This is a genomic window from Rhizobium sp. P32RR-XVIII (genome assembly GCF_012641395.1).
Classification (GTDB): domain Bacteria; phylum Pseudomonadota; class Alphaproteobacteria; order Rhizobiales; family Rhizobiaceae; genus Rhizobium.
Map to the genome: position 1 here is coordinate 55,256 of NZ_JABAIH010000009.1, position 18,949 is coordinate 74,204.

Below are 18,949 nucleotides of genomic sequence, written 5' to 3' on the forward strand. Positions count from 1 at the left end.
ATATCGAAACTTACGCGAACAACAGGAGCCATCATGGCGCTGGACACGAACGAGCTTCAAGCGATCAACACATCCTGGCAGATTGCGATCCAGGAAATCCTCCGCATGATCATTCGTGACATGTACCATGCAGGCGGCGAGGCAGCATTCAATGCCCATATCAAACGGATTGAAGAAGCGGCAGTTGACAGCATCTATACCGACCTAAAACTTCGCGGTACCGACGAGTGGACGGAGGTCCTCGTCAAGGAACGAGCCAGCAACTTCGTGACGACCCTTTTGACGTCGTTCACATATGATCGGGCCTGATTCGAGGGACGCGGCATAATCTTCGGTGCGGCGAGGCTCGTTCCGGCCGGCGACCATGTCGTCTGCGCGCTCAGCACCGAGCCATCGCCTTCAAGGACGAGGAATGCAAAGCCGGCTCCTGTCGTCCCAACAGATCGTTGTGCCTTCCTCGAGTATACGGATCGCGTTGCGCTTGCTGCGCCGGGCCGTGATCCCATGCAATTGATCTGCGGCGCGACCAGAACATGTTTTTCCGCGAAGGCGACAAGAACTACCCGCGCTGGACCGGTCTATCGGAGCAAACGAAATCGACGACTGAACAAAACACCTGTTAGCGCGTTTTGGCTGCATCGTAGGGGCGTACCGCAATCATGATTATGAACCCGCCATCATGATTATGAACTCTTCAGATGCGAGACTTGTGTTCGATCCATCTATGCGCCGCTCAATACGGAGCCTTCCTCAGCATCAGGTGCTCGATCTCGATGATCGCTTCGCGTGGCTTCTTGGGCGCCTGTCTCGGGCCGAGGGCACCAGCACGTCATCGTCCTTTTCTGAGGATCATGTTGTCGCGTCTCCCGTCGCCCGGACGGCCCAAGCTTGGGTCCAACCAGGGGCCGTCCGATGAGAGAGAGCCAACCTTCCTAATATGCGCGAGCGCGCTTGCTGAACCGACTTAACCAAAGGTCCTCACCTAGTAGATCTTTGGTGCATTCGTCGAGACGGCCAAGTTGTGGCATCGAGAGTTCGGTGCCCTTCAAGAGCAGTAGCGGACAATACCGACGCATTCGAGCAGTTTCGGAGCCTATCCTGCTCCGACTATCGACCGGGAACCAAAATCAAGTTCCTGCATTATATAGGGCTTCATTTTTGCGGGACCCTCATGCGGGAAAAGAACAGATCCAAAACCGACGCGCAAGACGCCGGCGACAGGCTTGTCGCGCGCCATGTCCGTGAAGATCCATTTGCGGCAGCCTTCAAGGCGACACGCATGCCGATGATCGTCACGGATCCTAACCAAGACGATAACCCCATCATCTTCTGCAACACGTCGTTTGAAAAGCTTACTGGCTACTCGGGCGACGAATTGGTGGGTCGCAATTGTCGCATCCTGCAAGGGCCGGGAACGGACAAGACAACAGTCGCACGCATCCGCGAGGCGGTCGGCGCAGGTCGGGACATTGCGGTCGACATTCTGAACTACCGCAAGGACGGCACCACCTTCTGGAACGCTCTTTTCATAAGCCCCGTCCGAGATGATGAAGGCCGGATCGTCTACTTCTTTGCTTCGCAGCTCGACTTCACGAACGTCAAGAGCCGGGAAGCCGAGCTCGCCGCAGCCCGACATCAAGCCGAGGAGGAGGTCGCCAAGAACACCGCCGATCTTCGCGCTGCGCTGGCGGCCAAAACACTCCTCGTCCACGAGGTCGATCACCGGGTCAAAAACAACCTTTTGACCATGGCTTCGATCGTCAAGCTGCAGGCTCGCACAACGAAAGATGAGAGCCAGAAGCGTACCCTGATGGCCGTTCTCAATCGGGTGGAAGCGCTCAGCACCGTTCAGCGCAAGCTGTTTACCCTTGACGATATCGCAAGGTTCGATGTCGCTGACTTCGCCCGCGAGCTTGTCACCGATCTGATCGGCGGGATTGGCCGCGAGGATATTCACCTGACACTCGACCTGCAGCCGCTTTATGTCCCAGCCGTCAAGGCGACGCCGCTGTCGCTGATCCTCAATGAGCTCGTTGGTGACGCCGTCAGACGCGGCCTGAGCGATGGCGGCGGCGAGATCCATATCGTCGTGAAGCGGCTGAATGGACACTTTCTGATCCGAATCGAAGATACCGTCAAACCCGTCGAGCCTGATCCGGAAAGCGCGGAGTTCAGCCGTCTGCTTCTTGAAGCTTCCGCCCAGCAGCTCGACGCCCAGATCGAACGAAGCAGCCAGGGCAGGAAAACGATCGTGAATGTAACGCTGCTTGTTGATGAACATCAGGAGAATGGCCATTGAGGGTGATGATCGTTGAAGACGAGATGCTGCTTGCAATGGAACTGGAAAGCGAAGTGGAAGCGGCGGGACACGAGGTGATCGGTCTCGCCATTAGCAGTCACCACGCTCGTGATCTTCTCTCAGCCTCAAGACCAGATTTCGCGTTCGTAGACATCCATCTCACGGACGGCCCAACGGGAATAGATGTAGGCCGTCGTCTTGCGGAAGCGCAAGTGCCATTCGTGTTTGTCAGTGGCAACATCAAGCGCCTTCCCGATGACTTCGCGGGTGCACTCGGCACGATCGAGAAACCGTACACGGTGAACGGGATGAAGAACGCCTTGCAGTACATCTCTGCAGTGGTTTCAGGCGATGAGGACGGCGCGGCGCCACCCAGCCTCGTTCTCGCCTGCGACGCTCAACCTCGCACGGTGCGCAAGCATGCGCAGCGTCGCAGCATGGGTCTGCCCGGACAGTCGGTTTGAGAGAAAGATCGACTGATGTAAACTCAGGCCGATCATGATCAACGGGTCGTAGTTGGGAAAGTAGAGGGGAACGCGCCACTGGCTGAACAAATACCGCATGTCTCAAGGGGCGCAAGCGCGCAGGCACTTCTGGCGTCGGTCGATTGGGAGTCCTCACCCGTCGGCCCGATGTCTCAGTGGCCCAACTGTCTGCATTCGGCGCTCGACATCATGCTGCCCTCGCAGGCCCAGATCGTTATGTTCTGGGGCCCTGAATTCGTTGCCTTCTACAACGACAGCTACGCCCCGACGATCGGGGACAAGCACCCCCATGCGTTTGGCAGGCCGGCTCGGGAATACTGGTCCGAGCTTTGGGACGATCTCGAGCCCCTTCTCAAGCGTGTGCTGGAAAACGGGGAAACCGTCGCGGCCAAAGACCGGCCTTTCTACATCGAGCGGCATGGATTTCCGGAAACGGTCTACTTCGATATTTCCTACTCACCCGTACGGAATGAGCACAAAGCCGTTCGGGGAGTGTTGTGCATCGTCAACGAGACGACCGAACGCGTCAACGCCGACGCGGCTGTCCGCGAAAGCGAGGAGCGTCTTCGAGCGATCTTCTCACAATCGGCGGCAGGCATCGCCCTTGGCGAGCCAACCGGAGAGCTCGTGAGCGTCAACCAGCGCTTTTGCGACATTGTTGGCCACCCGGCCGAGCAATTAATCGGAACGCGGATGCAGGACATAACCTATAGGGATGACCTGCCAGAACACGCCAGGTTGTTCGGGCGTTTGGTCGAGACCGGAGAGAGCTTCAATATCGAAAAGCGCTACATTCGCGGTGACGGTAGCCTGATCTGGGTTGCCGACTCGGTCTCGGCCATCCGGGACGAGCAAGGTCGGATCTCCAAGGCCGTTGCCATCACGATCGATATCACCGAGCGCAAACGAACCCAGGAAGTCGAACGGCATCTTGCGTCCATGATCGCCTCGTCCAACGACGCTATCTTGGGCATAGACCTCGAGATGACGATCACCAGCTGGAACGCCGCCGCCGCGCGCCTCTACGGCTACTCCGAGGAGGAGGTCATCGGTCAATCGGTTCTGACGCTCGTTCCCGATGACCGCAAAGACGAAGAGCCTTCGATCCTGCGGCAGATCAAGGCCGGTCTGGTGGTAGAACCCTACGAGACCAAACGAACGCGCAAGGACGGGCGGCAGGTCGACGTTCTTCTGAGCGTCTCTCCCATTCTAGACGCATCCGGAAAGGTCATCGGCGCTTCCAAAGTCGCCCACGACATTTCTGCGCGAAAGGAGGCGGAACGTCTGCAGGCCATGCTGGCGGGTGAATTGAGTCATCGCGTCAAGAACATTCTCGCCGCGGTTGCCGCAATCGCGCGGCAGACAATAGGGCGTGACGCCGCGAACAAAAAAGATGTCGAAGCTTTCCTAGCAAGGTTGACGTCGCTCGGAAGGGCACAGGACTTGCTCTTGAACGGTGATTGGCAACACGCTGATCTTCGAACGGTCGTCGAACAGGCCATCTCACCTTATCCAGGCGAGAGGTTTCGCGTCGAAGGACCATCGGTATCGCTTCCCCCGAAGGCTGTCGTTTCGCTTTCGCTGGCGCTTCACGAACTGGCGACCAATGCCGCCAAATACGGAGCGCTTTCCGCCTCCACCGGTCTCGTTTCTATCGACTGGCAGCACGACAAGTCTGTAAACGCGGTACTTCGACTACGCTGGAAAGAGGAAGGCGGTCCGGACGTTCTACCGCCGGCAACGAAGGGATTTGGCTCCAGGTTGATCGAGCGCCTTTTGGCTGCGGAGCTCAAGGGCTCTTGCGAGATCACCTTCAATCGAAATGGTGTTGAATGTGTGATTGCGGCTAACCTGGCGCAAATTGCTGACGATTTTGCCCCTCACCGGTAGAAATCCAATGGCGTGAGCTCCCCTGGCACAAACTGCGCCGACCAGCGAGGATCGCTGGCCGGCCGGCGGTTAGGGGCGGATGTGGTTCAACTCCTTGACGACGGCCGGGACGCACACGCGTAATGTGGGCGAGCGTCTCTACGACCCAGTAGCACGTGCTATGACAGTGCGTTCGGACGTCCCCCGCCTTCAGGGTTAGCTGGATCCGAGTTCCTGCAGTCGTAAGTCCGATACGATTACGCAGATCAGCCGCACCTTGAACCGGGCGGCCGTCGATGGCCGCCACGACGTCACCTGGCTTCAATCCCGCCGCCGCCGCCGGAGATCCTGCCTCAACTGCCCCCCTATCACCGCTCTCTGGACGTCATCAACGCCAAGCGAAACTGCTGTGCCAGGATCAAGGTCCCGGACCGCGAACCAGAGTTTCCCAAGCCTCATGAGCTGCGCCATGACCGCTCTTGCTATTTTGCTTGGGACTGCAAAGCCGATACCGATATTGCCGCCTGCAGGTGATGCCTGCGAGCCGCCCATCAAAGGTCACCAATGCTCCACCGGGATTCCCAGGGTTGATCGACGCATCTGTCTAGATGAAATCTTCATAGCCTTCGCGGCTGAGGCCACTTCGGCCAAGCGCGCTCACGATGCCAGACGTGACTGTTTGGCCAAGACCGAAGGGGTTGCCGATCGCCACCACATAGTCGCCCACCCGCAATGCATCGGAGTCACCAAAAGGCAGTGCGGTCAGATGACGGCTGGGATCTGGAGGACCGCCATATCGGTGCCTTTATCGGAGCCGATCATCTTTGGCAGCGGGATGTCAGCGAAGGGGCGCATCCTTCTCCCTGAGCGGTTCGGCCCACATCGCCTCCAGGATATTCCGGTGCCGGTCCTGCGTTGTCTCGTCCAAGCTGGTGAAGGCGAGGGAGCGCATGTACGCCATGGAGATCGACCGGAACGTGTTTGGCTTCACGACGACTGATAGAGCCTTGGCTTCGCCAACTCGCTCCCTGTGCGGCTTTGCGGGCCTTCCAATATGCCGTGGCAAACTCTTCGGAGGTGAGAGCCCTGCGCCCTGGCGATCTGCTGGGGCATCCGCGAGATGAAGGTCCATGCCGGACGGTATCAGCAACCGCTTATGGATCTTCGCATGCAGCGGAACGAGAGGAGCGCGGCATGAGGACCTCAACTCGTTCGCAGAATTCCACACTCACTGGCAGCCGCTATGAACGCGTCACGAGGGTCAAGGTCGGGTGGCCCGCCGTTGAGGGCACTGAGACATACCTTCCGAGCCGCCGCGTATGCCGGACCTTTCTGATTTGGCCAACTAGTCATCAAGCATTCTACGGCCTCCCTGGTGCTTTTCACGGTACGGAATTGGTCTTTTCCGTCGATCACCAGTTCCACGCTGCGGTCCCATATATCGTTTTTCACGAATTCCTCCGTTGGCGCCTACGATTGTCGGCGAGGCAGGTTGGCATGATCCAGATGCCAGCGCGCGGGACCAAAGTCCTGAGCAGGCAAAAATCCCGTTCAATCATCAAGCGCGTCGTTAACGCGGCCGTGATCTCACTTCATCATCGGTGGAAAGTCTTTAGGGATCGGGGCCGGATTAGGAACCTCAGCAGGCGGCAAATCTGGGATCGGCTCCTCGTTCGGCGGCTGCGGTACATCGGACGGGAGGTCGGGAACCGGTTCCGGCTTCGGACTGGGTTTCGGGTCTGGGGAAATGGTCGCCATGGCGGGGTCCTTTCTATGGCCCCAATCCATTCGTGGCGCAGTTTGTTCCTGACGACCTCAGTGAACGACAGTGATCACCGGGATGCCAGCTTCCTCGGCCGCTCGGATGAGCGCAGCTCTCGCATCTGCCGCCGCCGTCTTGCCGTGCAACGCCTCCAAACAGGTCTTTACGGCCACGAGGTATTCCTCCCCATCGTCGAAAGGCCAGGAAGCGAACAGGGCTTCTGCAGCGTCTCCCACCGACTTCACCAATCTGTATTTTTCAGAGCCACTCATCACCAGCATCAGCGGAGGGAATGCTCTGAATGTGTGTCCGTTCATTACACTCGAACTCCTGACGGTAAATACTTTAGTAACCGTGCAAGAGCCGTGCCGTGCGGGGTGGAACGAAATCCGTTTTCTCCTCAACCTCTATGGCCTCCTGTCCTCGTCGGCGAGGGGAAATCATCCCTCACGATGCAGCTGATCTATCACGCGGTCGTCGAGCGGCATCCGGTTCTCTCCTCTCCTATGACCAGCCTCAGCTCAATGCATTCGCCAGATGATCGCGCAGGTGCACGGCATCAACGTCCGCCAGCAGCGCGATCCGTCTCGTCTGACGACCTAGAACGAGCAGGACCGATGCGATAGCTTCGCCACGTGGATCGATCGGCAGCCCCTCGAAATCATCCGCTGCCAGCGAGAGAGCATACCCAACTGGTGACATATGCCCGCCGCTTCATCAAAAAGCGCGCCAACGGCAAGACGCGCTTTATCGTCATCGACCACATTGGCATTGTGAAGCCGCGCGATCCGAAGCTGTCTCCGGGACCGCATCTCCGGTGAAGTCACAGTCGAGTTGAAGGCGCTGGCCGACGAGACCGAGAGCGCGATCCTCATCCTCAACCAGCGCAACAGCTTCGGCACCCGCCGCGACAACCCACGGCCCATCTCGGCCGACCTATAACGGGGCGAGGGCGCCAAGGCCGACTATGACGCCATCGTCTAGCTCTACCGCGCCGAGAAGTACAAAGCCGACCGCGTGGCCATCGCCGCTACCGATGCCGACTGGAAGAAGATCAACAGCGTCTTCGGCTCCAACGTCGAGGGAGTAGCCGAGATCGGCAGCACAAATGCCGCTTCGGTGATCCGACCATTCGCGAGCGTATGACCTTCGAGGCGCAATTCACCCGATACGTATCGATGCGGCCAGAGCGGCCGGCGGAGTTGTTCTGATGAAGCAGCTCTCATTCTTCGACATGATGGCAGCGCCCCCGGCGCCGGTAGCCGCGCCGGTTGCGGCAAAAGTAAAGCTCTCGCCTTGGCAGATCGAGCAAAGAGACAGCCGGCTAGCCCGCTTTGCGTACCGTGACAGCCTGCCCAGCGATGATGCCGGAATGCTCAACCAAGCTTGGATAGAGCTTCGCGCCTATGACACCGCGGTTCGGAACGCCGACTACGACGGTATGGTGATCTCTGGGAACCGCCTGAAGGCGATCGGCGAGCATGCGTTCGGGTTGACGGTCGAAGAAGCTCAAAAGGGTGGCCCTCCGGACGGCAACGAGCGGTTCTTCTGCCTATACGATGCATGGCAGTGGTTATCAGCTGCGCTCGCCGCTGACGACGGTAAGATTTCGATGTTCGGTCAGAAAGGCCGCTTTGAGATCGAGACGCCGGTTGTCGGGTTGATTTCGCCTATGCGGGCATCTTCGGTTTCTGCGGTGGCGATGCTCGTGTCATCGACCATGAAAAGCCGTTCTTTTCCGAAACAGGCTACCGATCATTTCAAGTCTGCCCTGATGATTTCGTGATTGCAGCCGCAAAGCGCGACTGCCGGCGCTGGCTAGAAAGGGTTTGCCTCGGGCAACTCACTGAAGGCGGAAAGAAGAAGATCCACCTAACCCGAGCATGGCCTTCCTATGCGCGGCAGTGGCGGGATTCCCGAAATTACGCCGAAAAATATGCGCGCATAGACGGTTGGACCGAAGAGCGACGGGCAGAGCACGACGCGAAGCAAGCTGCTGCACTGGAGCGAATGGCCGCTGAAGGCATAGACCCGGAAGAAGTTTGGAGAAGCAAATGAACTACTTTTGGCCTTCACGCCAACATCTTTGCTGTAGCAGCGGCGTTCACGAATGCCATCCGAGCCTCCTCGGCGCTCGCATTCTGACTCAGCGCAGCCAGCATTTGCGTTTAGCCGTTTCATAAAGGGCGTCCGTGGCTCCGGGCCAACGGTGATTGAGACATTCCAGCGCTTCATCGGGGCCGCAGATTTTTTTGCGAGAACCGTCTCCAATCTTAACGTGCACCGGAATCATTCAGGAGACCTTGAAGTCGATCTTGATGACCTTAGCCATTTTGCACCTTCGATTTTGGATGGCCTCGAACTTGCGCATTAGGAATTTGTTCCGAAGGAGAATGCAGCTTGAACGAGTTTGCTGGTTATACAAGCCGGTACCAGGCGGCCATTGGGGCATGCTCAGATTTGCCCGTGACGGCCATCCGAAGCCGATCATGGGCGACGGGGATAGGCCAATCGTGTTCCCGACCTGCCGATTCCGATGAAGCCGCCCCTTTGTTCCGAGATGATTACGCCCCCGGTTTCCGGGATGATCTCGCCCCCTGTTTAGGGGGTCTGCAGGCGATGATTGTTGTCAGTTCATTCAGGCGAAGTGTCAAGCTTTGCGCGACAGATTCCGGCGTAGACTGTCGCCGCTCAGTTCGATGCGATGGGCGTTATGAACGAGGCGATCCAAGATCGCATCGGCGTAAGTTGGGTCTCCTATGACGCTATGCCATGCGGACACGGGAAGCTGGCTGGTGATGATCGTGGATCGACGGCCATAGCGATCTTCGAGGATTTCGAGAAGGTCGTGGCGGGCCTGCTCATTGAGCGGTTCAAGTCCCCAGTCGTCGAGGATCAGGAGTTGAACATGGCCCAGGGTCCGTTGCAGGCGGGCATACCTGCCGTCGCCGCGAGCGAGCGCGAGCTGAGCAAATAGTCGCGGGACGCGTTGATAAAGAACGGATCGATCGTCTCGGCAAGCCTTGTGGCCAAGAGCACAGGCCAACCAGCTCTTTCCGACACCCGAGGGTCCGCAGATGGCCAGATTGTCGTGGGCATTAATCCAGTCGCCGCCAAGCAATTTTAAGAAGAGCGCGCGATCAAGACCGCGTTCGGCGCGATAATCGACATCTTCCGGGGTTGCTTGGTGGCGCAGCTTTGCGAACCTAAGGCGTGCGGCGAGCTTGCGATCGTAGCGAGAACTCCATTCCCGTTCGAGCAGCAGTCCGAGCCATTCGGCGTGCGAGAGATGGTCGGCTTCGCCGTTGGCGACGAGCTCCCCGAAGGCCTTTGCCATGCCGACGAGGCCCATGGAATTCAATTTATCCAGTGTTGGATGAGCAAGCATCTTCCGTTCTCCTTAGTGGTAATAGCGAGGTCCGCGTACGTTGGCGTGGTGGATTGGTTCATGAGACGCCGTTCCATTTGAGGCAGCAGTTCGATCGAGGTGATTGTCGAGGATGGAGCGCACCGAGCCATAGGTCCGTGCCCCGATCTCCAGTGCACGGCCGCAAGCGGCATTGACCCTGTCGCGGCCAAAGCTCTTGTTGAGGCGGATGATCCCGAGGCAGGCGCGAAAGCCCTGCTCGGGATGCGGCCTGTCGGCAAGAATGCGCTCGCACAACAGCGCAACATCCGGCCCCATGGCAGAGGCTTCGCGTTGAATGCGTTCGATCGTCCAGTCGGCAAAGCGGCGATGCGCCGAGGGCATATGATCGGGGATCGTCGTATGCTTTCCGTTTCCGCTGGAGCGGCGATGAGCGGCAATTCGCTCGCCCCTGTGGAAGATCTCGATCGTATTGGCGGTGATCCGAGCCTCGACCTGCTCTCGGGCGAAGCGATAGGGGACAGAATAGTAGTGCCGCTCGATCTCGACGTGATAATCCAACCCCGCACGCCGGATACGCCATTCTGCAAAGACATAACGTTCCACCGGCAGTGGTCGAAAAGCCGGATGATCAAGCTCTTCGAACAATTGGCGACGAGTGACGCCAACCCGGCGCAGAACACGCTTGTCGTTGAGATCATGCAGCAAATCGGCAATTGCCGCATTGACCTCTGCCAGGCTGTAGAAGGTGCGATGGCGAAGGCGGCCCAGCAACCAACGCTCGACGATACGAACCGCAGCTTCTACTTTCGCCTTATCGCGAGGGCGTCGCGGCCGAGTTGGCAGAACGGCGCTGACGTAATGGGCCGCCATCGCACAATAGGTCCGGTTGACCTGGGGATCAAAGTGACAGGCCTTGATAATCGCTACCTTGGCATTGTCGGGAACGAGCAAGGCTGGCGCGCCGCCGAAGAACTCCAGCGCCTGGATATGGCATTCGATCCAGTCGGGAAGCGTCTCGCTCCCAGCGAGCATGAGCGTATGACAGGCTTGATGCGCCCATAACCGCCACGAACAGATGGGCCTGTCGTGTCTTACCGGACAACCGATCGACAACCACGGTGACCGTGTCGCCGGCATAATCGACGAACAGCTTATCGCCGGCCGCATGATCCTGCCGCATCGTCACCGGCAGCTTCAGAGCCCAGCCGCGGTAAAGGTCACAGTAGCGGCTATAGCGATAGCCGTCCGGATGGCGGCTGATGTACTCGCCCCAAAGGATCTGCAGCGTCATATGCTTACGCTTCAGCTCGCGATGGACGTGTGCCCAATCCGGCTCAGGCGCACGACGATGGCCCGTCTTCGTCCCGGCCGCTTTGTAAAGCGCCGCCTCCAGGACTGCATCGCTGAGGTCGTCACCCAAGGGCCACGAAAGCTTCGCCACCGCCGCACGCCGAAGCGTCTCACGCACCGTCGAGGGCGCAGCGCCAACTCGCACCGCAATCGACTTATGCCCAAGCCCTTGCTCAAATCGATATCTTAATATCTCGCGGACACGCTGCATCTCCAATCTCTCCGCAGGCATCCCGTTCCTTCCTCGTCAACGTCGAAGGAAGAAACTTCACACCTGCAGACAACCCTTGCCAGATGCCTTCGAAGGGGGCGGCATCATCTCGGAATCAGGGGGCGACTAATCCTCGGAATAGAGGGGGCGGCATCATTTCGGAATCGGGGGGCGGATTGCCTCGGAATTTGCACCCGACCGAGGTCGAAGCCTTGCGGGCCGTGAACAAGCACCTGCTTGCCTATTTCAACGGCGACTACCGGCGCGACGGCGCGAAGCTCGAAGCATCATCCGCCGGCGATGCGCTGTTCCCCGGTCTCAAGCCGATCTTCCGTAAGGGGAAGAGGATCGAAGTCGAGCGTAAAGGGGCGGCGGCATGAGTGAGATATTCAGCGGAGTCTCACTGTTCCATGGACGTCTCTATAGGAACGTTTGCCTCTCGGGCGGCGATAATGAACGCTTCTCGTGCCTCTCGCGGCTCGCGTATCCCTGCGTCGACGTCAGCGCAAATTTGAAGTGCCGACATAAAGGCTTTTCCTTCCGCCGTCGGCCATGCATTCAGCAGGATGTCGCGCGCTTCATTCGTCGTGTTGACCATCAGCATTTGGCCGGTCCGCTTGCAGACCACCAGAATCGGCGAATCCCAGCGCCTATTGCCCATTGCCCAACCCTCGAGAACTGGAACGATGGTACTTTAAGGCAGTTGCTTGCCTGCGCAAGACAAACAGATGTGAAAGCGCGGAGGGATCCCGCATGACCATCGCCGTCCAAAACCATTCATCCGCCGCTGAGATCGTCGGCTAACGCGGGCGCATCCTCGGGTCATCAACCCGCCGGTCAAGGTCACGCGCGAGGTCCTGGAAGCGGAGGACGCCAAGATAGCTTCCCTTTGCCAGACGATCCGCGTTCACGAGCAGATGCAGCAGCAGAAGCAGTCGATAATCGACCGGCTGAAGGAAGAGCTGCAGCAGGCCCGCAAGAGCGAGGACATCCTCAAGGCAGAGCTTCGCAAGGCGCAGGCCGGAGGAGCGTCAAAGGTTCAAGGCTTCGACGGCTGCGAGGAGATCGTCGCCGAAGTGATGAAGGGTTGGCCCGATCTCACGATGGCGCACATCAGGAACCGCCGTCGGGCGGAGCACATCGTCGCGTGCCGTCACGCATGCATCATTGCTCTCGCCGATCGCATCCCTGACATGACGCATTCTGAGATTGCCCGGTTCATGGGGATGAATGGTTCCACCGTTCGCTATGCGATCAAGAAGCACCGCGCAGGGATGGGCGAGATCGAATGACCGAGCATCACGAGGCCCAAGCGATCTTCGCAGAATACGGCATCGAAGTGGTGCCGGCGAACGTGATGCCGGCCAACGGGCAGACGCGCGCCATCGCCACGCTTGACCGCATCAGAAACCGCCATGGCGAGGCTCACGCGAGGTTTGTGGTCATGACGCTGTCTGAGACCGCCAACAACAAGGCCTTTATCGATGAGACCTCCCTATGGGTAATCAGCGACATGGTAAGGGCGGCGGCCAAGAACCACCCCGAGCTAGTCGAGAACAATGTCTCCGCCTGGTTCGCCTTCTTCGACGGTCTACCGCTGGGATGGCTTCAATACTGGGCTCTGGACCTCGACGGCGTCATATCGAAACGACACGCCTTGGGCGGGATGATATACGAACGGATGCGCCGGCCGTTCGGAGCCTTGGCGGTCCAGCCTGATCTTCTTGATGACAGACGAGGTGCGGCATGATGACAGGACGTGACATCGGTGAGCGTTTCATCCGGGCTGTGGAGATCAGCTTCGCATCAGTCGGCCCGAGGGTATCCAGCCGCGCTGCCTGGATAGAGTATCCATACACCCAGGCAGATAAGAACGGCTGGGCGCTGAACGGCTTGCGGAGGAGCGGAAAGCCTTCTGGGCCACCATGCGGACACCTACCGCCCGCGACATCACTGAGGCCGAAGAGACGCAAGGCTGGCTATCCCATGTCACCGACGAGAGCGAGCGGCGGTGCCTCACAGCATTGGCATGGTGCTCAGCTCGGAAGCGCTATTTCCAGGACTGGTGCAAGGAAGAATGCATTCATCCCGAGACCGGTCGGCGCCGAAAAGCGCGGGCAATCTTGCGTATTTTGTTAGCTTTGCCTCGCAAGCCATTGCAGCATAACGAAATCGACGTTTTTTCCCTGTTGCCTGATGACCCGGAAATCAGCGATAAGGATGTCATCATCGCAGAAGGTGCGACACACTGGCGGGACGCTGAGGCAAAGCCGATGGCCTGCGACTTTGACACGACGCTGGAGCGGTTCGATTGGGCTGAGGCACAAAATGCCCGCCGCCAGCGTGAGGCCCGGCGGAAACAGGCGGCATAGCGCGTCTCCGGCTCGAAAAGCGGCCGGGCGGGCAACCTTTCGAGGCGGCGTCTCAGCATCGACTGGGAAGCGATGAGAGTTAGTTGTAAAGGCCGTTCATACCGCCGCCGCCACGAACAGGGCCGATCCCTGCGGGAGTTGCGTAGGTAGTATTCTCCGCACTGGTCGTTGTGCACCCCGAAAGGGTCAATAGCGCTATTGCGACCGCAGCTAAAAGGTACTTCAGAGGCATGGCATCGTCCTATCATCAGAGACTGTGCGGGCCTCAGGGGCCAGAGCACGGATACTCCCTCAACTGATCGGCAATGGCAATCGGGGCGGCTATAATCAATTCGAGGCAATGCCTCAGCACAGGTCGGCTCCGGCCTCTGAATGCAGGCGGTGGTTCGTCACCGGGGGCGTTCAAGCCAGCGCGTGAACACACGGTGCAATCGGCGGCGTGGCCACAAAGCCGATTGTGGAGCCATCATCCAGCCCGCCCCGTAACCCGGAGGCGGGCTTTGTCGTAGCCAGCATTAATGGCTGGCCGGCAGGAAAGGGGTTACCAACGTCGGCTAGTGCGCCGCACGTCGACGATGCGCCCATCCCTTTGACGGACCCCGATCTCGTAGCGGTTCCCGTTGCGGATTGCGCGATAGGTAAAGTACCTCCCTCGGCAATTATCCCGAAGGACGTCGCGAAAGCCCCGGGTACGAAGCAGCCGCGCACCCTGAGGGCAGGTTATCGGTCGTCCGTGGTTTCAGTACTTTGACTTACTCGGAAATCCGCATGGCACTTTTTGAGTTTCAGTTCTTGGAGGCGATAAGCGCATGGCCGTAGCTAGTCGCATAGAAATGGCGAAGGCGCTGAGAGGGCAAGCCCTAGGACCTTGGTCCACTACACCGCGCTTTCGCCTAGCTGAGTGACGAGGAAGCGTTTTGGTTACTGGGATACCGCTCCTCGTAGCCCTCCTCCAGGGGGAAGGAGGCCACGGCTTAACTCACCGTCCGGGTCGTGGCCTCCTTGCTGTCATCGTCCCAAATGACACCCCGCGGGTTCAGATCAGTGTCGGTTCGGGATCGGGGTTTATCTCTTCGATGATGTCGGGTGTGTCGTTCTTTGGCGAACCGACTTTTCTGTCGATCGGCCACATCGTCATCGGTTCGGAGGGGAATGGTTTCATCAGGTCGTTTGGATCCGGCTCTGGCGACAGCCAGCGGTCATAGTCCTCCTGATGCAGAATGACCGGCATGCGGTCGTGGATCGCGGCCATCATCTCATTCGCGGGGCATGTAACGATGGCGAATGTGCGAATTTCAACGCTGGCCGCATCTCGAAATGTTTCCCAAGCGCCAGCAAGCGCAAAGGGTTTTCCGGACTTCATTGCAACGGCATAGGGCTGCTTGTTCTTGCCGGTGCCGAAGATGTCCTTCCATTCGAAGAAGCCGTCTATCGGTATCAGGCAGCGCCGCGCGCGGTAGGCAGACTTGAACATGCCGTTGGTGGCGATGCCTTCACAGCGCGCGTTGATCGGTGGCGGCCTTCCGCCGGGCTTCATCCATCCTGGCATCAATCCCCATCGGGCACTGACGAAGATGGTCCCCATCGTGACAGGCTCCCGCACCAGGTCTTTGATGATGATCGGGTAATCGAGGGAAGGGGCGCCGTTATAGCGGGGAGCTGATTGGAGAGGCCGAGTGCTGCCTTCCGATCGGCGAACGCGAACGCGTCCATCATGCTTTCAAGATTGGTTTTGATGAATACGCGTCCGCACATGCCAGAGCTCGCTCACGTGTTTCCGGGGGCGCATCTAAACACGCCCATTTGTTATTCGGCAATGAGGTTGCGGTTTAGCGGTCGTACTTCGGCGACCAGCCACGAACCATCCCGCGGCTAATCGCGCTTTCCGTCAATGCGAGCTGAAGCCTGAGGTGGCGGATATCGGCCAGCAATGTTGCTATCGTTGCCTTGGCATCCTCGTCGTGAAAGGCGAGGGCAGCTTCGACCTCGTAGTCGACGTCTTCTTTCGTGGCCGGCTGCATCAGAGAACGAGCCCCTCAGCCCTGGCCGTATCAAGGACTAATTGGATCGCGGTGTCGGGATCGTTGTCACAAGCAAACCACGCCGGTTTACCTGAGATGTCTTCTCCGTTGATGATCGATCTGAAGGCGCCGCAAGCCAGTCCGCGCTTGCAATCCATTGCGACTTCCAGCTGACCCATCGGCGCTCCGGAACCCATGTCGTAGGCGCCGGCAACGAAGAGGTGCACCTGCTCGATAGCCGCGCCGGCCTTCAACGCAGCAAGCAGACGTGGGTGCGCGTCGGTGATGGTGACTTCGCAAGGCGGCGTCCAATAGGTGCCTTGCTCCAATTCTTCATCGTTCGGCTGCCGAGGCATATCCGTTCTCCATTCCCAAAAATGTTTAGCTACCGGCCGGGAGCCGTATGTTCTTATTATGTTCTCATTTCAGGAGGAGTCAACAAGGCGCGACTATGAAGCGTCGGAGCAGGTTCAGCGCTTGGGCTATTCGGAGCGATGACCGCTTGCGGCCTTTATGAGACGTCGAAATAGCCATTAGTTATCAGCGGGTTGAGTAATGATCTGTGGTTTTGCTACCTAATGCCGCTAAGTTGGACATGTCACAGCTTGTCTGGACCGGTGTCAGGACGTTCGCAAGCAAGAGACCGCAATGCATGCCAATGAGTGACCTCTCGTCCCGTTGAAACATCTGTTCCACTCAAATGAGGGCCATCCGTGCGCTTCCTTAGGCGGTTTTCCAGACTACGTGCGGGCCTATGGTTCATCCCGCTCACTTGTGTGCTGGCCGGCGTTGCCCTGTCGTTTGGCACGATCGCGATCGACCAGACATACGACTATAACCTCGTGCCGCAATGGCTCAGTGGTGGGCCGGATGCGGCTATCGAAATCCTCGGAACAATAGCGGCGTCAATGGTTAGCCTCGCGGCGCTTGTGCTGACAATCACAATGGTTGTCGTGCAACTCGCCATGGGCCAATTCTCTCCTCGAATCGTCCAGCGAATCCTTCAGGACAAACCAAGTCAGCTCGCGATTGGCATTTTTGTGGGTACATTCGCCCACGCCATGCTGGCACTCCGTGAGGTGCAAACGGATGCTCAAGGCGTGGTTCCGGGCGTCGCGGTTCTGGTCGCTTTCGTACTTGTAGTGGCAAGCATAATGATTCTGGTCTGGTATGTTAATCATATCGGGCGCGCACTCAGAGTGTCGGCACTGATTGAGCTTGTGGGCAACGATACCCGCAAGCTGCTCGACCAGATCTATGCGGACGTTGGTGCTACGAACTCCGACGGGTCAACGATCCCCGCTCCCACATCGGGGGTGATCATCCGAATAGACCACGACAAGCTAGTCCGAGTTGCCAAGGCCGGCGGCTGTGTTCTCACGCTGCGGCCAGCACTGGGGGAGTTCGTGCCGGCTGGCGCCCCACTTTTTGAGATCACCGGAAACACGGCGCGCCTCGACGTGAACGCAGCGATGCGCTCGATCGAGCTCGGACTTGAGCGCACCCTTGACCAGGACATGGCCTATGGTTTGCGACTGTTGGTTGACATTGGTGAACGGTCGCTGTCGGACGGTCCCTTCCAAGACCCAACGACGGCGGTACAGGCCATTGACCGGCTGCACGATTGCCTTCGTCAACTGGCGCCGCGTCCTTTTCCAGATGGTCGATACCGCGACGAGGCAGGCGAGGTGCGCCTGGTGACGTCGTCGATGACATGGGAAGACTACATTCACCTCGCCTTCGATGAGATCCGAATTGCTGGTTCAGGCTCGCCACAGATTGCACGACGGCTGCGCGCAGCACTCGAAGACTTGCTCGCTGTCGCTCCGCCCGAACGCAAGCGGCCGCTGCAAGAACAACTCGACTTGCTGCGGTCCGGGATCGGGGGTTCGATGAGTGAGGCTGTGGACCGGAACAATTCTTCGCAAGCAGACCCAAGCGGACTCGGCTGATCAGGGACGAAGGTTGCATCAGTGTCTGCTTCGGGATCTAATCCCGTCGTCACTCATCGACTCGATGCGAACGGCTTCTATTGGCGCCAAGCGGACATTTGGGCCTCCCGTGGACTCTTTAAGCATTCTCTGATGCACTGAGGGCATGACAAAAGCCCCTCGGAAGACGTCCAAGCCTCTCCTCAGTGATGCCGGCGCACCGGTTCGATCCCGGCCGCGCAAGCGCCGCGATCCTGCACAGCCAAACCTTCCCCTTGATCCCATGCCCGATGGGATCGAGCCATGCCTTGCGCTGGTCAAAGGCAAAGTGCCGAAAGGTCCGGATTGGGTCTATGAGATCAAGTGGGATGGATACCGCCTGGCGGTTCATATCGAACCCAAGGGTGTGCGGATCATCACCCGCGGCGGGCATGAATGGACGCATCGCTTTCCTCGCATTGAGGAGGCCGCGAAGCAGCTCGGCGTGAATACGGTCATCCTAGACCGGGAGGCGGTTGTCTTTGACGAGCAGGGCCGGTCTGATTTCGGGAGGCTGCAGCAATCGCTCGGCGGCCGGGGTGGAAAGCAGAATTCCTTCGAAGCGTCGTTCGTGGCCTTCGACCTGCTGTACTTCGACGGGCACGATTTGACCAATATGGATCTGCAGGCGCGGCGGCACCTGCTCGAAGGTTTTGTCACGGATCCGAATAGCGTCATCCGGCTATCGGAAGAGATTGAAGCCGATGGCGACAGGTTCCTTGCTGCAGTTTGCGAGCTCGGCCTTGAGGGCATCATCGACAAGAATCGGCACAGCACCTACCGCTCCGGCAGGCTGGGAGATTGGGTCAAGGTCAAGTGCCTCCAGAGCGACAGCTTCGTGGTTGTTGGCTACGAGAAATCTGCCTCGGCGACCCGTGGAATTGCGAGCCTGCTACTCGCAGGGCGCAAGGGCAATAGTCTCGTCTACGTTGGCGATGTCGGGACCGGATTCAAAGAGCGCGATCTAATCTATCTTTCGGAGACGCTCGACAGTCTCAAAACCAGCAAGCCAGCCGTTCACGTCAAGCGAAAGAACATTGTGTGGGTACAACCGACGCTAATAGCCGAGATCGAATATCGCGCTTGGACCCACGACGGGAAGCTCCGGCATGCCTCGTACAAGGGGCTTCGAGAGGAGCAGGACGAGGCGGCGATCTATGAGATCGCGTAAGAAACCAAACGGACGCTTCTTCGGAGTTCCTTCCATGCTCCTTTAAGATGCCAATGATCTGTTCGTCCG

General features: G+C 58.7%; 21 protein-coding genes and 3 pseudogenes. 13 read left to right on the forward strand and 11 right to left on the reverse strand.

Translation table 11 applies throughout. The annotated features are described in order from the left end of the window. Positions 1-33 precede the first annotated feature (33 nt). The 4 genes from HGP14_RS23255 to HGP14_RS23270 all read left to right on the forward strand — a co-directional run bounded on the left by HGP14_RS23255 (position 34) and on the right by HGP14_RS23270 (position 4,674). Entirely contained in the window at positions 34-309 is a 276-nt protein-coding gene (locus HGP14_RS23255) for a hypothetical protein (RefSeq protein ID WP_168832251.1), read from the forward strand. 862 nt (positions 310-1,171) lie between these two features. Further along, the gene (locus tag HGP14_RS23260; protein ID WP_168832252.1) at positions 1,172-2,299 is read left to right on the forward strand and encodes a PAS domain-containing protein; all 1,128 of its coding nucleotides are present in this window, start codon (positions 1,172-1,174) and stop codon (positions 2,297-2,299) included. Then, the gene (locus HGP14_RS23265) at positions 2,296-2,763 is read left to right on the forward strand and encodes a response regulator (protein WP_168832253.1); all 468 of its coding nucleotides are present in this window, start codon (positions 2,296-2,298) and stop codon (positions 2,761-2,763) included. The genes HGP14_RS23260 and HGP14_RS23265 overlap by 4 nt, the downstream gene beginning before the upstream one ends. Positions 2,764-2,931: 168 nt before the next feature. Continuing rightward, positions 2,932-4,674, forward strand: coding sequence for a PAS domain S-box protein (locus tag HGP14_RS23270; RefSeq protein ID WP_168832254.1), 1,743 nt, complete (start codon positions 2,932-2,934; stop codon positions 4,672-4,674). A gap of 178 nt (positions 4,675-4,852) precedes the next feature. Here the strand turns inward: HGP14_RS23270 and HGP14_RS23275 are convergent. The 4 genes and pseudogenes from HGP14_RS23275 to HGP14_RS23290 form a co-directional block, all read right to left on the reverse strand. Further along, positions 4,853-5,478 (reverse strand): annotated as a pseudogene (locus tag HGP14_RS23275) (S1C family serine protease); the annotation flags it as partial. A gap of 378 nt (positions 5,479-5,856) precedes the next feature. Further along, positions 5,857-6,105 (reverse strand): DUF982 domain-containing protein, encoded by a 249-nt coding sequence (locus tag HGP14_RS23280; RefSeq protein ID WP_168832255.1) that lies wholly within the window; start codon positions 6,103-6,105, stop codon positions 5,857-5,859. 363 nt (positions 6,106-6,468) lie between these two features. Next, on the reverse strand, positions 6,469-6,732 hold the full coding sequence (locus HGP14_RS23285) for a DUF982 domain-containing protein (protein WP_168832256.1): 264 nt from the start codon (positions 6,730-6,732) through the stop codon (positions 6,469-6,471). A gap of 199 nt (positions 6,733-6,931) precedes the next feature. Then, positions 6,932-7,117, reverse strand: a complete 186-nt coding sequence (locus HGP14_RS23290) for a hypothetical protein (protein ID WP_168832257.1) — start codon at positions 7,115-7,117, stop codon at positions 6,932-6,934. On the opposite strand from HGP14_RS23290, the gene HGP14_RS36270 reads away from it, so the two are divergent. The 3 genes from HGP14_RS36270 (at position 7,111) to HGP14_RS23295 (ending at position 8,201) form a co-directional block, all read left to right on the forward strand. Continuing rightward, complete coding sequence (locus tag HGP14_RS36270; protein ID WP_281408114.1) at positions 7,111-7,236, forward strand: hypothetical protein; 126 nt, start codon at positions 7,111-7,113, stop codon at positions 7,234-7,236. The two genes, HGP14_RS23290 and HGP14_RS36270, sit on opposite strands and share 7 nt — an antisense overlap. Positions 7,237-7,432: 196 nt before the next feature. Then, positions 7,433-7,561: a hypothetical protein gene (locus HGP14_RS36275; protein ID WP_281408115.1), complete on the forward strand. Its 129-nt coding sequence runs from the start codon at positions 7,433-7,435 to the stop codon at positions 7,559-7,561. Between the two features lie 64 nt (positions 7,562-7,625). Next, positions 7,626-8,201: a hypothetical protein gene (locus HGP14_RS23295; protein ID WP_168832258.1), complete on the forward strand. Its 576-nt coding sequence runs from the start codon at positions 7,626-7,628 to the stop codon at positions 8,199-8,201. Between the two features lie 360 nt (positions 8,202-8,561). Here HGP14_RS23295 and HGP14_RS35655 read toward each other — a convergent pair whose 3' ends face one another. From HGP14_RS35655 to istA, 3 genes and pseudogenes are all read right to left on the reverse strand, one after another. Continuing rightward, positions 8,562-8,708: a DUF982 domain-containing protein gene (locus tag HGP14_RS35655; protein WP_246704551.1), complete on the reverse strand. Its 147-nt coding sequence runs from the start codon at positions 8,706-8,708 to the stop codon at positions 8,562-8,564. A 357-nt stretch (positions 8,709-9,065) separates the two neighbouring features. After that, positions 9,066-9,803, reverse strand: a complete 738-nt coding sequence (gene istB, locus HGP14_RS23305; RefSeq protein ID WP_168832259.1) for an IS21-like element helper ATPase IstB — start codon at positions 9,801-9,803, stop codon at positions 9,066-9,068. 12 nt (positions 9,804-9,815) lie between these two features. After that, positions 9,816-11,346, reverse strand: a pseudogene (gene istA, locus HGP14_RS23310) (IS21 family transposase). 176 nt (positions 11,347-11,522) lie between these two features. On the opposite strand from istA, the gene HGP14_RS23315 reads away from it, so the two are divergent. Beyond that, positions 11,523-11,726 carry a hypothetical protein gene (locus tag HGP14_RS23315; RefSeq protein WP_168832260.1) on the forward strand — a complete coding sequence of 68 codons (204 nt, stop codon included), beginning with the start codon at positions 11,523-11,525 and terminating at the stop codon, positions 11,724-11,726. A gap of 20 nt (positions 11,727-11,746) precedes the next feature. On the opposite strand, the gene HGP14_RS23320 is transcribed toward HGP14_RS23315, so the two are convergent. Then, positions 11,747-12,007: a DUF982 domain-containing protein gene (locus HGP14_RS23320; protein WP_168832261.1), complete on the reverse strand. Its 261-nt coding sequence runs from the start codon at positions 12,005-12,007 to the stop codon at positions 11,747-11,749. Positions 12,008-12,263: 256 nt separating this feature from the next. Between HGP14_RS23320 and HGP14_RS23325 the strand changes: the two genes are divergently transcribed. The 3 genes from HGP14_RS23325 to HGP14_RS23335 all read left to right on the forward strand — a co-directional run bounded on the left by HGP14_RS23325 (position 12,264) and on the right by HGP14_RS23335 (position 13,718). Then, entirely contained in the window at positions 12,264-12,638 is a 375-nt protein-coding gene (locus tag HGP14_RS23325) for a hypothetical protein (RefSeq protein WP_168832262.1), read from the forward strand. After that, positions 12,635-13,096: a hypothetical protein gene (locus HGP14_RS23330; RefSeq protein ID WP_246704553.1), complete on the forward strand. Its 462-nt coding sequence runs from the start codon at positions 12,635-12,637 to the stop codon at positions 13,094-13,096. Before HGP14_RS23325 ends, HGP14_RS23330 begins: the two co-directional genes overlap by 4 nt. 406 nt (positions 13,097-13,502) lie before the next feature. Continuing rightward, entirely contained in the window at positions 13,503-13,718 is a 216-nt protein-coding gene (locus HGP14_RS23335) for a hypothetical protein (protein WP_168832263.1), read from the forward strand. 1,036 nt (positions 13,719-14,754) lie between these two features. On the opposite strand, the pseudogene HGP14_RS23340 reads toward HGP14_RS23335, so the two are convergent. From HGP14_RS23340 to HGP14_RS23350, 3 genes and pseudogenes are all read right to left on the reverse strand, one after another. Then, a pseudogene (locus tag HGP14_RS23340) lies at positions 14,755-15,473 on the reverse strand (SOS response-associated peptidase). A 74-nt stretch (positions 15,474-15,547) separates the two neighbouring features. Further along, positions 15,548-15,739, reverse strand: a complete 192-nt coding sequence (locus HGP14_RS23345) for a hypothetical protein (RefSeq protein ID WP_168832264.1) — start codon at positions 15,737-15,739, stop codon at positions 15,548-15,550. Continuing rightward, on the reverse strand, positions 15,739-16,095 hold the full coding sequence (locus HGP14_RS23350; RefSeq protein ID WP_168832265.1) for a hypothetical protein: 357 nt from the start codon (positions 16,093-16,095) through the stop codon (positions 15,739-15,741). Before HGP14_RS23350 ends, HGP14_RS23345 begins: the two co-directional genes overlap by 1 nt. 357 nt (positions 16,096-16,452) lie before the next feature. Here HGP14_RS23350 and HGP14_RS23355 point away from each other — a divergent pair, with 357 nt between their 5' ends. Continuing rightward, positions 16,453-17,691 (forward strand): DUF2254 domain-containing protein, encoded by a 1,239-nt coding sequence (locus HGP14_RS23355; RefSeq protein ID WP_168832266.1) that lies wholly within the window; start codon positions 16,453-16,455, stop codon positions 17,689-17,691. A 145-nt stretch (positions 17,692-17,836) separates the two neighbouring features. Then, positions 17,837-18,880: a non-homologous end-joining DNA ligase gene (ligD, locus tag HGP14_RS23360; RefSeq protein WP_168832267.1), complete on the forward strand. Its 1,044-nt coding sequence runs from the start codon at positions 17,837-17,839 to the stop codon at positions 18,878-18,880. Positions 18,881-18,949 lie beyond the last annotated feature (69 nt).

Excerpts from the sequence above, each read along its gene's own strand:
- HGP14_RS23255 (WP_168832251.1), top strand. The coding sequence starts at position 34 with ATGGCGCTGGACACGAACGAGCTTCAAGCGATCAACACATCCTGGCAG.
- HGP14_RS23260 (WP_168832252.1), top strand. The coding sequence starts at position 1,172 with ATGCGGGAAAAGAACAGATCCAAAACCGACGCGCAAGACGCCGGCGAC.
- HGP14_RS23270 (WP_168832254.1), top strand. The coding sequence starts at position 2,932 with ATGTCTCAGTGGCCCAACTGTCTGCATTCGGCGCTCGACATCATGCTG.
- HGP14_RS23285 (WP_168832256.1), bottom strand. The coding sequence starts at position 6,732 with ATGAACGGACACACATTCAGAGCATTCCCTCCGCTGATGCTGGTGATG.
- HGP14_RS23290 (WP_168832257.1), bottom strand. The coding sequence starts at position 7,117 with ATGTCACCAGTTGGGTATGCTCTCTCGCTGGCAGCGGATGATTTCGAG.
- HGP14_RS23295 (WP_168832258.1), top strand. The coding sequence starts at position 7,626 with ATGAAGCAGCTCTCATTCTTCGACATGATGGCAGCGCCCCCGGCGCCG.
- HGP14_RS35655 (WP_246704551.1), bottom strand. The coding sequence starts at position 8,708 with ATGATTCCGGTGCACGTTAAGATTGGAGACGGTTCTCGCAAAAAAATC.
- istB (WP_168832259.1), bottom strand. The coding sequence starts at position 9,803 with ATGCTTGCTCATCCAACACTGGATAAATTGAATTCCATGGGCCTCGTC.
- HGP14_RS23320 (WP_168832261.1), bottom strand. The coding sequence starts at position 12,007 with ATGGGCAATAGGCGCTGGGATTCGCCGATTCTGGTGGTCTGCAAGCGG.
- HGP14_RS23325 (WP_168832262.1), top strand. The coding sequence starts at position 12,264 with ATGCAGCAGCAGAAGCAGTCGATAATCGACCGGCTGAAGGAAGAGCTG.
- HGP14_RS23330 (WP_246704553.1), top strand. The coding sequence starts at position 12,635 with ATGACCGAGCATCACGAGGCCCAAGCGATCTTCGCAGAATACGGCATC.
- HGP14_RS23345 (WP_168832264.1), bottom strand. The coding sequence starts at position 15,739 with ATGCAGCCGGCCACGAAAGAAGACGTCGACTACGAGGTCGAAGCTGCC.
- HGP14_RS23350 (WP_168832265.1), bottom strand. The coding sequence starts at position 16,095 with ATGCCTCGGCAGCCGAACGATGAAGAATTGGAGCAAGGCACCTATTGG.
- ligD (WP_168832267.1), top strand. The coding sequence starts at position 17,837 with ATGACAAAAGCCCCTCGGAAGACGTCCAAGCCTCTCCTCAGTGATGCC.